Source organism: Streptomyces sp. CC228A (assembly GCF_021390935.1).
Taxonomy (GTDB): Bacteria; Actinomycetota; Actinomycetes; order Streptomycetales; family Streptomycetaceae; genus Streptomyces.
Window position 1 is genome coordinate 1,018,927 of sequence record NZ_JAJPUI010000001.1, and the last position, 12,670, is coordinate 1,031,596.

The 12,670-nt window shown below is 74.9% G+C and carries 9 protein-coding genes and 3 pseudogenes; 9 read left to right on the forward strand and 3 right to left on the reverse strand.

All coding sequences use genetic code 11. The annotated features are described in order from the left end of the window. The first annotated feature begins 36 nt into the window (after window positions 1–36). A pseudogene (locus tag L6E17_RS04515) lies at window positions 37–1,139 on the forward strand (ABC transporter permease). After that, window positions 1,136–1,810 carry an ABC transporter ATP-binding protein gene (locus tag L6E17_RS04520; RefSeq protein ID WP_236239422.1) on the forward strand — a complete coding sequence of 225 codons (675 nt, stop codon included), beginning with the start codon at window positions 1,136–1,138 and terminating at the stop codon, window positions 1,808–1,810. The pseudogene L6E17_RS04515 and the gene L6E17_RS04520 overlap by 4 nt, the downstream one beginning before the upstream one ends. A 728-nt stretch (window positions 1,811–2,538) precedes the next feature. Here L6E17_RS04520 and L6E17_RS04525 read toward each other — a convergent pair. Next, entirely contained in the window at window positions 2,539–3,345 is an 807-nt protein-coding gene (locus L6E17_RS04525) for an IclR family transcriptional regulator (protein WP_236239423.1), read from the reverse strand. 338 nt (window positions 3,346–3,683) lie between these two features. On the opposite strand from L6E17_RS04525, the gene allB reads away from it, so the two are divergent. The 3 genes from allB (at window position 3,684) to L6E17_RS04540 (ending at window position 7,337) form a co-directional block, all read left to right on the forward strand. Next, complete coding sequence (allB, locus tag L6E17_RS04530; protein WP_236239658.1) at window positions 3,684–5,024, forward strand: allantoinase AllB; 1,341 nt, start codon at window positions 3,684–3,686, stop codon at window positions 5,022–5,024. 5 nt (window positions 5,025–5,029) lie between these two features. Then, on the forward strand, window positions 5,030–6,154 hold the full coding sequence (gene alc, locus L6E17_RS04535; RefSeq protein ID WP_236239424.1) for an allantoicase: 1,125 nt from the start codon (window positions 5,030–5,032) through the stop codon (window positions 6,152–6,154). A gap of 559 nt (window positions 6,155–6,713) precedes the next feature. Then, complete coding sequence (locus tag L6E17_RS04540; RefSeq protein WP_236239425.1) at window positions 6,714–7,337, forward strand: dihydrofolate reductase family protein; 624 nt, start codon at window positions 6,714–6,716, stop codon at window positions 7,335–7,337. A 2-nt stretch (window positions 7,338–7,339) separates the two neighbouring features. Here the strand turns inward: L6E17_RS04540 and L6E17_RS04545 are convergent, their stop codons facing one another. Then, entirely contained in the window at window positions 7,340–7,567 is a 228-nt protein-coding gene (locus L6E17_RS04545; protein ID WP_236239426.1) for a hypothetical protein, read from the reverse strand. Between the two features lie 145 nt (window positions 7,568–7,712). On the opposite strand from L6E17_RS04545, the pseudogene L6E17_RS04550 reads away from it, so the two are divergent. The 4 genes and pseudogenes from L6E17_RS04550 to L6E17_RS04565 all read left to right on the forward strand — a co-directional run bounded on the left by L6E17_RS04550 (window position 7,713) and on the right by L6E17_RS04565 (window position 11,590). Then, window positions 7,713–9,007: pseudogene (locus L6E17_RS04550) on the forward strand (sensor histidine kinase). Beyond that, a pseudogene (locus tag L6E17_RS04555) lies at window positions 9,004–9,710 on the forward strand (response regulator). The pseudogenes L6E17_RS04550 and L6E17_RS04555 overlap by 4 nt, the downstream one beginning before the upstream one ends. A gap of 202 nt (window positions 9,711–9,912) precedes the next feature. After that, window positions 9,913–11,100: a cytochrome P450 gene (locus L6E17_RS04560; RefSeq protein ID WP_236239427.1), complete on the forward strand. Its 1,188-nt coding sequence runs from the start codon at window positions 9,913–9,915 to the stop codon at window positions 11,098–11,100. 7 nt (window positions 11,101–11,107) lie between these two features. Then, the gene (locus tag L6E17_RS04565; protein WP_236239428.1) at window positions 11,108–11,590 is read left to right on the forward strand and encodes a PaaI family thioesterase; all 483 of its coding nucleotides are present in this window, start codon (window positions 11,108–11,110) and stop codon (window positions 11,588–11,590) included. 61 nt (window positions 11,591–11,651) lie between these two features. On the opposite strand, the gene L6E17_RS04570 is transcribed toward L6E17_RS04565, so the two are convergent. Beyond that, entirely contained in the window at window positions 11,652–12,668 is a 1,017-nt protein-coding gene (locus L6E17_RS04570) for a Gfo/Idh/MocA family oxidoreductase (protein ID WP_236239429.1), read from the reverse strand. Window positions 12,669–12,670: the final 2 nt, after the last annotated feature.

Below are 12,670 nucleotides of genomic sequence, written 5' to 3' on the forward strand. Positions count from 1 at the left end.
ATGCCGCACGGGCGGCGGGCCACCAGGCTGGTCGGCATGTTCGTGGCATGGAGAGATCTGCGATTCGCCAAGGGGCGGTTCGCGCTGATGGGCACGGTGATCGTGTTGATCACGCTGCTCGTGGGGTTGCTGTCGGGGCTGACGGCCGGGCTGGCGCGGGAGAACATCTCCGCGATCACCGGGCTGCCCGCCGACCGGCTGGCGTTCGCGGCGCCCCCTTCGGGGCGGGAGGTGTCGTTCGGTTCGTCGACGGTGCCGGAAGCCGCCTGGCGCACATGGGCCCGGCAGCCCGGGGTCACGACTGCGGAACCGGTCGGCGTCACCACCCTGAACGCCGCGGCGGCCGCCCCCGGGGGCCGTACGGCCGCCGTGTCCGTCTTCGGCACCCGGCCCGGCGCCGGGATCGCACCCGACAGCGCGCGGTTCGGCCCGGGGCGGGTCGTCGTGTCGCACTCGGCGGCCGAGGAACTCGGGGTGGCCGCGGGGACCGGGTTCGGCTCGGCACCGCCGGCCGGGAGGCGTCGGTGGCGGCGGTCGCGGGCGACGCGTCATACGCCCACACCCCGGTGGTGTGGGCCGCCCTGGAGGACTGGCAGGCGCTCGCCCGCACCGGGGCGGCGCCGGCGGGGCCGCAGGCCACCGTCGTCGTCCTGCGCGGCGGCGAGGGCGTCGACTACGCGGACGGCGACCGGGCCGCGGGCACGGAGAGCCGCACCGTGGACGGGGCGCTGGAGGCCATAGCGTCGTACCAGGCGGAGAACGGCTCGCTGCAGCTGATGCGCGGCTTCCTGTTCGTGATCTCGGCCCTGGTCACCGGCGCGTTCTTCACCGTGTGGACGATCCAGCGGAGCGGCGACGTGGCGGTGCTGAAGGCGCTGGGCGCCTCCACGCCGTACCTGCTGAAGGACGCGCTCGGGCAGGCCGTGGTGATGCTGGCGGCGGGCACCCTGCTCGGCACGGGCCTGGCCGCCGGTATCGGGGCCCTCGTCAGCGACGGCAGCGTGCCGTTCGTGCTGGAGCCGCTGACCGTGCTCGGCCCGGCTGCCGTGATGATCGCTCTGGGTGCGGTCGGTGCGGCCCTGTCCATCCGGCGGATCACCGCCGTCGACCCCCTGACCGCGCTCGGGAGCGCCCGATGACCTTGCTGCTCGACGAGGTGACGCTGACGTACGCGGACGGGGACGGGCGGCTGACCGCGCTCGACGCGGTCGGCCTGGAGGTGCCGGCCGGGACCCTGACGGCGGTCGTCGGACCGTCGGGCTCGGGCAAGTCGAGCCTGCTGGCGGTGGCGGCGACCCTGGTGACACCGGACAGCGGCCGGGTCGTGGTCGACGGGGTCGACACCGGGCGGCTGGACCGGGCGGGCCGGGCGGCGCTGCGCCGCGACCGGGTCGGGATCGTCTTCCAGCAGCCGAACCTGCTGCCGTCGCTGACGGCCCTGGAACAGCTGCTGGTGATGGCCCACCTGGCGGGCGCCTCGCGCGGCACCCGGGTGCGCGCACGGGCCCGGGCGCTGGACCTGCTGGACGCGGTCGGCCTCGCCCCGCAGGCCGGACGGCGGCCGCACCAGCTGTCGGGCGGGCAGCGGCAGCGGGTCAACATCGCGCGGGCGTTGATGAACGACCCTGCCGTCCTGCTCGTCGACGAACCGACGAGCGCCCTGGACCACGAGCGGGGGGCGGCGGTGCTGGACCTGCTGGCGTCCCTGACCCGCAGCCGCGGCACGGCGACAGTGCTGGTCACCCACGACCGGACGCATCTGGACCACGCGGACCGGCTGGTCACCATCCGCGACGGCCGGGCCTGCTGAGCCCCGCGGGGCGGTGCGGTGCGGCCGACCCGCCGTCGCGTGCCCCGGCCCTGCGGCCCGGGGCGTAGCGGGTCCGGCGGCTCGCTGGGCGCGTGGTGCCAGCGGCGTGCCACGGGCGCCGCAGGCGGCGGCCCAGGGGCGCTGCGGTGTCGGCGGCCCGGTGGCGTCCCTGGGGCGGGGCTGCGGCGCCCCTCGTGCGGGGGCTGCGGGGTGTTCCGGGACAGAGAGGTCGGTTGTCCCGCCTCCGGCGCGGATCACCGCGCCCATGAGCGGGACATGCGCTTCGGCACGGCACGGAAGCCGGCCCGCGTCGGCCCGGCAGCGAGGGCGGCAGACCGGCCGGGCTCCTGGCCGGCCTGCCGCCGGACGGCGGATGCCGCCCGACGGGCCACAGGAGCGGCCAAGCGCTCCGGAGCCCCCGACTCCCCCGACTCCCGGCTTCCGGCTCCCGACTCACCCCGGCCGGGGGGCGCGGCAAGGGGCGGGCGCAGCACGGTCGAAGCGTGGCCGGGCCGAGGGAAGCCGGGGCCGGCGGTGCCTGACAGGCCGGAGGCCGGAGGCATGCGCGCCCGTACCGCTCCGGAAGGCCGGGGCGCACCCCGGCCGGTACCGTCACAGGTGTGGAGGCAGAGCCGGCTTCAGGGCTGCCGCGTCCGGGCCTACCGGATTCGGGGTCGCCGCGTGCGGGGCTGCCGGGTCCAGGGCTGCCGGGTTCGGGGCTGCCGGGTTCAGGGCTGCGGAGCCGCCGTGCTCGTGAGGGCCTGCGAGAGGTCCTGCGCCACCTCCTGGAGGATCGGCACGATCCGGTCGGTGGCGGCCTCGGTGACCCGCCCCGCGGGTCCGGAGATGGAGATCGCCGCCGGGGTGGGGGAGTCGGGGACCGACACGGCGAGGCAGCGGACCCCTATCTCCTGCTCGTTGTCGTCGACCGCGTAGCCCGTCGTGCGGACCTGCTCCAGCGCGGCCAGGAAGCCGTCGGGCGTGGTGATGGTCTTCTCGGTCGCCGCCGGCATGCCCGTACGGGCGAGCAGGGCCCGGACCTCCTCGGGAGAGGTGTGAGCCAGCAGCGCCTTGCCCACGCCCGTGGAGTGCGGCAGCACCCGCCGGCCGACCTCGGTGAACATGCGCATGGAGTGCTTCGACGGCACCTGGGCGACGTAGACGATCTCGTCGCCGTCGAGCAGCGCCATGTTCGCCGTCTCGCCGGTCTCCTCCACCAGGCGGGCCAGGTAGGGCCGGGCCCAGGTGCCGAGCAGCCGGGACGCGGACTCGCCGAGGCGGATCAGGCGCGGCCCGAGGGCGTAGCGCCGGTTCGCCTGCTGGCGGACGTAGCCGCATGCGACCAGGGTGCGCATCAGCCGGTGGATGGTGGGCAGCGGCAGGCCGCTGCTCGACGAGAGCTCGCTCAGCCCGACCTCGCCCCCGGCGTCGGCCATCCGCTCCAGGAGGTCGAAGGCACGCTCAAGGGACTGGACGCCGCCGCCTCCCGCAGCGGGCTTGGCGGCGTCGGTGGCGCTGGCGCTGGACGTCGGCACGTCAACGGTCCTTTCGAGGCGGATGGACAAGGCAGCAGCCTACCGGGCCCGCCGGGGCGGCACAGCGCCCGCGTCGGGGAATCGATGCCGGTCAGGGGCTGTTTGTCCGGGTGTCCCCCGTGATCCCGGGGCGGGCGTCGGCCCTCCCGCTGTGCGGAGCTACGTTCTTCATGTCGGAATTCTAATTCCACTTCGTGGAAACCTCCAAGCGGAGTCTCTCCTTTCGGGCGACCCTTGACGACGCGGGACACCCCGGTGAACACTCCTTCAACAGTTCGTTGAAGTCTGCTGGAACGGATGGGCATGACGGAGATTCGGGGAGTGGGGAGGGCATGAGCATGGACGTACAGGTGAACCTGGTGGTGCGCTCGACGCGCGTCGTGACACCGGAGGGGACGCGCGCCGCGTCCATCGCCGTGTCCGGCGAGGCCATCGCCGCGGTCCTGCCGTACGACGCGGAGGTCCCCGCGGGAGCCAGGGTCGAGGACGTCGGCGACGACGTCGTCCTCCCCGGCCTGGTGGACACCCACGTCCACGTGAACGACCCGGGCCGCACCGAGTGGGAGGGCTTCTGGACCGCCACCCGCGCCGCCGCGGCCGGCGGCATCACGACGCTGATCGACATGCCGCTCAACTCCCTGCCGCCCACCACCACGGTCGAGCACCTGCGGGTGAAGCAGGACGTCGCCCGCGGCAAGGCGCACATCGACGTCGGTTTCTGGGGCGGCGCCCTGCCCGACAACGTCAAGGACCTGCGGCCCCTGCACGACGCCGGCGTCTACGGCTTCAAGTGCTTCCTGTCGCCCTCCGGCGTGGACGAGTTCCCGCCGCTCGACCAGGAGCAGCTCGCCACCTCCCTCGCCGAGATCGCCGGCTTCGACGGGCTGATGATCGTCCACGCGGAGGACCCGCACCACCTCGCCGCCGCGCCGCAGAAGAGCTCGGCGAAGTACGCCGACTTCCTCGCCTCCCGGCCCCGCGACGCCGAGAACACCGCCATCGAGAACCTCATCGCGCAGGCGCGCCGCCTCGACGCCCGCGTCCACGTCCTGCACCTGTCCTCCAGCGACGCCCTGCCGCTCATCGCCGCGGCCCGCGCCGAGGGCGTCCGGGTCACGGCCGAGACCTGCCCGCACTTCCTGACCCTCACCGCGGAGGAAGTGCCCGACGGCGCCACCGAGTTCAAGTGCTGCCCGCCCATCCGCGAGGCCGCCAACCAGGACGCGCTGTGGCAGGGGCTCGCCGACGGCACGATCGACTGCATCGTCTCCGACCACTCCCCGTCCACCGCCGACCTGAAGACCCCCGACTTCTCCACCGCCTGGGGCGGCATCTCCTCCCTCCAGCTGGGGCTGCCCGCCATCTGGACGGAGGCGCGCCGCCGCGGCCACAGCCTGGACGACGTGGCCCGCTGGATGTCCACCGCCCCCGCCGCCCTCGCGGGGCTGCACAGCAAGGGCGCCATCGAAGCCGGCCGCGACGCCGACTTCGCCGTCCTCGCCCCCGACGAGACCTTCACCGTCGACCCGGCCGCGCTCCACCACCGCAACCGGGTCACCGCCTACGCGGGCCGCACCCTGTACGGCGTCGTCACCTCCACCTGGCTGCGCGGCGTACGCATCGCCGACCGCGGCATCCCCGCGGAGCGCAGCGGGCGACTGCTCGAAAGGAACAAGTGAATCCCGTGACCGACACGACCGGCATACCCAGCTTCACCGGTGACGCCAGCCCGTACGGCGGCGGTGACCCGTACGCCGACTACCGCACCGCCGACTTCCCCTTCACCGGGCTCGCCGACCTCGCCGACCGCCGCCTCGGCGCGGGCGTCGTCGCCGCCAACGACGAGTTCTTCGCCGAGCGCGAGAACCTCCTCAAGCCCGAGGCCGCCGAGTTCGACCCCGAGCACTTCGGCCACAAGGGCAAGGTCATGGACGGCTGGGAGACCCGGCGCCGCCGCGGCGTCTCCGCCGAGCAGCCCCACCCCGCCGCCGAGGACCACGACTGGGCCCTCGTCCGGCTCGGCGCCCCCGGAGTCATCCGCGGCATCGTCGTCGACACCGCCCACTTCCGCGGCAACTACCCGCAGGCCGTGTCCGTCGAAGGCGCCTCCGTGCCGGGCTCCCCGTCGCCCGAGGAACTCCTCGGCCCCGACGTGGAGTGGACCACCCTCGTGCCGCGCACCGCCATCGGCGGCCACGCGGCGAACGGCTTCGCCGTCGACGTGGAGCGGCGTTTCACGCACCTGCGCGTCAACCAGCACCCCGACGGCGGCATCGCCCGCCTCCGCGTGTACGGCGAGGTCGCCCCCGACCCGTCGTGGCTGGGCGCGCTCGGCACCTTCGACGTGGCCGCCCTGGAGAACGGCGGCAGCGTCGAGGACGCCTCCGACCGCTTCTACTCCCCGGCAACCAACACCATCCAGCCGGGCCGCTCCCGCAAGATGGACGACGGCTGGGAGACCCGGCGCCGCCGCGACCGCGGCAACGACTGGATCCGCTACCGGCTGGCCGAGCAGGCCGAGATCCGCGCCGTCGAGATCGACACCGCCTACCTCAAGGGCAACAGCGCCGGCTGGGCCGCGCTGTCCGTCCGCGACGGCGAGGACGGGGAGTGGACCGAGTTCCTGCCCCGTACGCGCCTCCAGCCCGACACCAACCACCGGTTCGTCCTCCCCGAACCGGCCGTCGGCACCCACGTCCGCATCGACATCTACCCCGACGGAGGCATCTCGCGCCTCCGCCTCTTCGGCTCCCTGACGGAGGAGGGCGCCAAGCGCCTCACCGCCCGCCACCAGGAGCTCGGGGGCTGACCGGCCCCCGCCATCCGGGCAGCACGACACCTGCCCGCCCCGCGGCGGGGCGCCCCGGCCCGACAGCACCGGAGCGCCCCGCCCCTGCCCCGCACCCGACCGGACGAGCCCGGCCCTGCGGCGGCGCAGCGAGCCCGCGCGTTGCGGCCAACGCCCCACCCCGCCAGGCTCCCACCGCATCCGGCCAGATGAGCCCGCCCCCGCACCCGGCCTGACGAGCCCGCCCCTGCGGTGGCGCAGCGAGCCCGCGCGTTGCGGCCAACGCCCCACCCCGCCAGGCTCCGCCCCGCGCCCCGCCAGACGCGTCCCGCCCCGCGTCCGGCCAGTGGAGCCCGCCCGGCATCCGGCCTGACGAGCCCGCCCGCACCCGGTCGGATCACGCGAGCCCGCCCCCGCGGCGGGACGCGTCGCCGAGCTGCCGTGCGCCGCAGGCCGTGCCGGGTGCCGCTGCTCCGGTGGGGGGACCGGGGCGCCGTGTCGGGGCGCACCGGTGAGTTTCCCCGGCCCGCGCGGTCTGAGGTGGTGGAGACCCTCACCGACGACCCGGAAGGCACCCGCCATGGCCGAGCTCACCCTCACCTCCTTCCTCACCCTCGACGGCGTCGTGCAGGCCCCCGGCGGCCCCGACGAGGACCGCAGCGGCGGCTTCGACCGCGGCGGCTGGCTGGCGCCCTTCGCCGACGAGGACATGGGCGACTTCCTGAACGAGCTGTTCGACCGCGCCGACGCCTTCCTCCTCGGCCGCCGCACCTACGAGATCTTCGCCTCGTACTGGCCCCACTTCACCGACCCGGACGACCCGATCGCGAGCCGCCTCAACAACCTGCCCAAGCACGTCGTCACGCGCACCCTGGACAGCGTCGACTGGCACAACTCGCGCATCCTCCCCGGAGAGGACCTGACCGACGCCGTCCGGCGGCTCAAGCAGGAGCCCGGCCGGGAGATCCAAGTGCACGGCAGCGGCCGGCTCGCCCGGCACCTGATCGCCCACGGGCTCGTCGACGCCTGCAACCTCCTCGTCGCCCCCGTCTTCCTCGGTGCGGGCCGCCGCCTCTTCCCCGAGGCCGGCACCCCCACCTCCTTCGCCCTCACCGGGCACCGCACCACCCGCTCCGGAGTGGCCATCCACACCTACCGCCCCACCGGCCCCGCCCGGTTCGGCACGGTGGGCGCCGACGCATGACGTCAGGCCCTCGCCCGGCCGTACCGGTCGCCGGCTATCGCCATCCCGAGCCCCATCGCCGCCACCACCACGTTCGCGGCGATCTCGTACCCCCGCAGGAAGGGCACGCCCTCCGTCAGGAAACGCGTCAGGGCGAGAAACCTGAACTCCCCGTCCGTCAGCTCCCGGACGACCCCGCACACCCCCGACAGCAGCAGCAGTGTGCCGAGGACCTCCACCAGCTTCTTCATGCACTGATCGTCCCTCCCGCCGGCCCCCGCCCGCTTCCGTCTTCCGGACAGGCACCCGGTCCGTAAGTATCGAGCCGGGCGACTTTGGTAGCGGGCCGCGCCGCAGAACCGTCAACCCCTCCCTGACCTGCGTAGATTGGGAGACATGACGCGTGCGGAGTACCCCTGGCTGCTGCCCTCCGACCTGGCCGGCGCCGCCGGACTCCCCGATCCCGCCGACCCGGCGGCCGGGCCGGCGGCGCCGGCCGGCCCCGCCGCCGTACCGTGCGGGACTGGATCGTCGACACGGTCGCCTTCGTCCTGGCCGTGCTCGTCGGCGTCGTCGCCGTCACGGCCGTGGAACGGGCCGCCGACCCCAGGCCGCTGCTGCTCGCCGACGCCGTCGTCGGGGCCGCGGCCTGCCTCTCCCTCTGGGCCCGCCGCCACTGGCCCTTCGCCGTGCCCGTCGCCATCTCCGTGGTCGGCTCCATCGCCCCGTCGAGCGGCGGCGCGCTCCTCGTCGCCGTGTTCGGCGCCGCCGTGCGCGTGCCGTTCCCGAGACTCGCCGTCGTCGGCGGCGCCGCTCTGGCAGGCAGCGTGGTGCAGGGCTTCATATGGCCGGACCCCGAGTTCCCGCCGCTGGTCAACCTCGTCGCCAGCCTCCTCCTGCTGCTCCTGGTCATCGGTTGGGGCATGCTCGTACGGGCCCGCCGCCAACTCGTCGCCGCCCTCCGCGAACGGGCCCGCCGCGCCGAGGCCGAGGCCGGGCTGCGCGCGCAGCAGGCCCAGCGCGCCGCCCGCGAGGCCATCGCCCGCGAGATGCACGACGTGCTCGCCCACCGCCTGACGCTCCTCAGCGTCCACGCAGGCGCCCTGGAGTTCCGCCCGGACGCGCCCCCCGCCGAAGTGGCCCGAGCCGCCGGCGTCATCCGCGACAGCGCCCACGAGGCGCTCCAAGACCTGCGCCAGATCATCGGCGTCCTCCGCGCCCCGGGAGAGGCGGACGACGGGCACGGCGACCGCCCGCAGCCCACCCTCGCCACACTCGACTCCCTCATAGCCGAGTCCCGCAACGCGGGAATGGCGGTCACCTTCGACAACCGTACGGGGGACCCCGCCACCGTCCCCGCGGCCACCGGCCGCACCGTCTACCGCATCGTGCAGGAAGCCCTCACCAACGCCCGCAAGCACGCACCCGGCACCGCCGTGACCGTCACCCTCGGCGGCCGGCCCGGCACCGACCCCTGGGCCGCCCCGGAACGCCTCCCGGACCAGGACCGCGGCCTGACCGTCGAGGTACGCAACCCCGCCCCCGACGGTCCCGTGCCGGACGTTCCCGGCTCCGGCCAGGGCCTCATCGGCCTGACCGAACGCGCAGCGCTCCTCGGCGGCCACCTGACCCACGGGCCCGAACCCGAGGGCGGGTTCGCCGTCCGGGCCTGGCTACCGTGGCCCTCATGACCATCCGTACCATCCGGCTGATCGTCGTGGACGACGACCCGCTGGTCCGCGCGGGCCTCGCCCTGATGCTCGGCGGCGCAGACGACATCGAGATCGTCGGTGAGGCCGCCGACGGCGCGGCCGTGCCCGCTCTCGTGGACCGGCTGGCCCCCGACGTCGTCCTCATGGACATCCGCATGCCCGGCGTCGACGGCCTCACCGCCACGGAGCGGCTGCGGGCCCGGCCCGCCGCCCCCGACGTCATCGTCCTCACCACCTTCCACGCCGACGAGCAGGTGCTGCGGGCGCTGCGGGCCGGCGCGGCCGGGTTCGTCCTCAAGGACACCCCGCCCGCCCAGATCGTCGACGCCGTACGGAAGGTGGCCGCGGGTGACCCCGTGCTGTCCCCGGCCGTCACCCGCCAGCTGATGACCCATGTCGCCGCGGCAGCCCCGCCGTGCCCGGCACCGCCGCCGGGGACACGACCCGGCGCGACGGCGCCGCCACCCGGCTCGCGGCGCTCGCCGAACGGGAGCGCGAGGTCGCCCTCGCCGTCGGCCAGGGCCGCTCCAACGCCGAGATCGCCACCGCCCTCTACATGAGCGTCCCCACGGTGAAGGCCCACGTCTCCCGCATCCTCGGCAAGCTCGGCCTCAACAACCGCGTCCAGATCGCCCTGCTGGTGCACGACGCCGGCCTCCTGGAGGAAGAGGGACCGCTCTAGAGAGGGACGGCGAGGAGCGCCGCCCCGCGGCGCCGGGCGGGCGGCGTCCGCCGCCTGCCTGCGCATGGCAGGCGCGGGCCACCGCCGAGGAGCCCCGGCGGCCTGCCCGGTGACGACGGACCCGCCTGCCCGGGAACGACGGCCTGCCCGTCAAGTGCCGGTAGCCGGAAGGCACTTCGAGGACACGACCTAGGCTGGGGTGATGACCGTCATCGACCTGGCAGAGTTCGGACCGGACTTCAACGCCGACCCCTATCCCTTCTACGCCCGGATGCGCGCCCGGGGCCCAGTCCACGAGGTACGCGACGGGGGTGGCAACCGGTTCTGGCTGATCGTCGGGCACACCGAGGCCAAAGCCGCCCTCACCGACCCCCGGTTGTCCAAGTCCGCCGCGACCATCGGCGCGACCATGCTCGACGAGGAGGTCATCGGCCGCCACATGCTGGGGCTGGACCCGCCGGACCACACCCGTCTGCGCCGCCTCATCGCCCGCGAGTTCACCGCGCGGCGCGTGGACGCGCTCCGGCCCCGGATCCAGGACGTCACCGACGGCCTGCTCGACGCCATGGCGGCCGAGCCCGACCGGCGCGCCGACCTCGTCGGCGCGTTCGCCTTCCCGCTGCCGATCACCGTCATCTGCGAACTGCTCGGGGTGCCCACCGCCGACCGGGACCGGTTCCGCGACTGGTCCAACGAAGTCGTCGCCCCCACCGGGCCCGACACGGAGAAGGCCGCCGTGCACGGCCTGGCCGCGTACCTGGACGCGCTCATCGAGGACAAGCGGCGCTCAGCAGCCGACGACCTGCTGTCGGCGCTGCTGCGCACCAGTGACGAGGACGGCGACCGGCTCTCCGCCAGCGAACTGCGCGCCATGGCCTACCTGCTGCTCATCGCCGGCCATGAGACGACCGTCAACCTCGTCTCCAACGGCGTCCGGGCCCTGCTCGCGCACCCGGAGCAACTGGAGGCCCTGCGCGGCGACTTCGGGCTGCTGGACGGGGCGATCGAGGAGATGCTGCGGTACGACGGGCCGGTGGAGACCGCCACCTTCCGCTTCACCCGCGAGCCGGTGCCCCTCGGCGGCACCGTCATCCCGGCAGGCAGCTCGGTGCTGGTCAGCCTCGCGGCGGGCGACCGGGACCCCGGAAAGTACGCGGAACCCGACCGCTTCGACATCCGCCGCGACCCGGCGGGGCACCTCGCCTTCGGGCACGGCATCCACTTCTGCCTGGGCGCCCCCCTGGCCCGGCTGGAAGCACGGATCGCCCTCCGCTCGCTCCTGGAGCGCTTCCCCGGCCTGGCGCTCGACCCCGACCCCTCCGGGGCGCCGCTCGACTGGCTGCCCGGCCTCCTCATGAGGGGCGTACGCCGGCTCCCCGTCAGGTGGTGAAGCAGCGATGACCGATCCCACGACCGACCCCGCCCTGGAACTCGCCCGCAAGGTGCTCGACGGCCAGCCCTTCAGCCGGCTCCTCGGCGCCCGGGTCACCGCCTTCCGGGAGGGGGCGGCGACGCTGGAGCTCGACATCCGGGAGGAACTGCACCAGCAGAACGGCTTCGTCCACGGCGGCGTCCTGTCGTACGCGGCGGACAACGCGATCACCTTCGCCGCCGGGACCGCCCTCGGGCCCGCCGTGCTGACGTCCGGGTTCTCGATCCAGTACGTACGCCCCGCCACGGGGCGCACCCTCGCGGCCCGCGCCACCGTGGTCCACGCCGGACGCCGCCAGGCAGTGGTGCGCTGCGACCTGGTGACCCGGGACGAAGGCGGCGCCGAGACGCTGTGCGCCGTCGCCCAGGGCACGGTGCTGGCGGCCGCCCCGGCGCCCGCGCCCGCAACCGCCCCGGGGCACGGCGCCGGAGCCGCGCCCGGGAGCTGAGCAGGCGGCGCAGCCGGGAGCTGAGCAGCGGCGCAGCCGAGGACCACCGCGGGCGCACCGCTCATGCAGGCGGTGCGAGCCCGGCGATCTCCTCCAGCCGCACCGGCCGGTGCTCCCGGCGCGACCGCTCGCACGCCTCCGCGACCCGCAGCGCCTCCAGGGCCTCGCGCCCGTCGCACGGGTTGCCGCGCTCGCCGCGCACGATCCGTACGAAGGCGTCCAGCTCCGCCTGGTACGCGGAGGCGAACCGCTCCAGGAAGCCGGGCCAGGGGCGGGTGGCGGGGGGCGGGCCCTTGGGCTCGGTCGACGTGATCGGGGTGCGGTCGTCGAGGCCCACCCCGAGCTGGTCGCGTTCCCCGGCCAGCTCCATGCGCACGTCGTAGCCGGCGCCGTTGCAGCGGGTCGCCGTCGATGTGACGAGCGTGCCGTCGTCCAGGGTGAGCAGGGCGGCCGCGGTGTCCACGTCCCCGGCCTCCCGGAACACCGGAGGCCCCGCGTCCGAGCCCACGGCGTAGACCTCCGTCACCTCGCGGCCCGTCACCCACCGCACCATGTCGAAGTCGTGCACCAGGCAGTCCCGGTAGAGCCCGCCGGAGACCGGCAGGTACGCGGCCGGCGGCGGCGCCGCGTCGGACGTCAGGGTCCGTACGGTGTGCAGCCGCCCCAGGCGTCCCGCCCGCACCGCCTCGCGGGCCGTGGCGTACCCGGCGTCGAACCGGCGCATGAAGCCGATCTGCAGCGGCGTACCGGCCTGCGCGACCGCGTGCAGGGCGCGCAGCGTGCTGTCCAGGTCGGGGGCGATCGGCTTCTCGCAGAAGGCGGGCAGGCCGGCGCGCGCCGCGCGGATGATCAGCTCGGCGTGCGCGGAGGTGGCGGAGGTGATGACCACCGCGTCCACGCCCCAGGAGAACACCTCGTCGACGCTGGGCGCGGCCGTGGCGCCGATGGCCCGTGCGACCTCCGCGGCCCGTTCGTGGTCCACGTCGGTGACGAGCAGCCCGCCCACGTGCGCGTGCCCGGCCAGCACCTTCGCATGAAAGGTGCCGATACGCCCGGTTCCGATCAATCCGATACGCATGT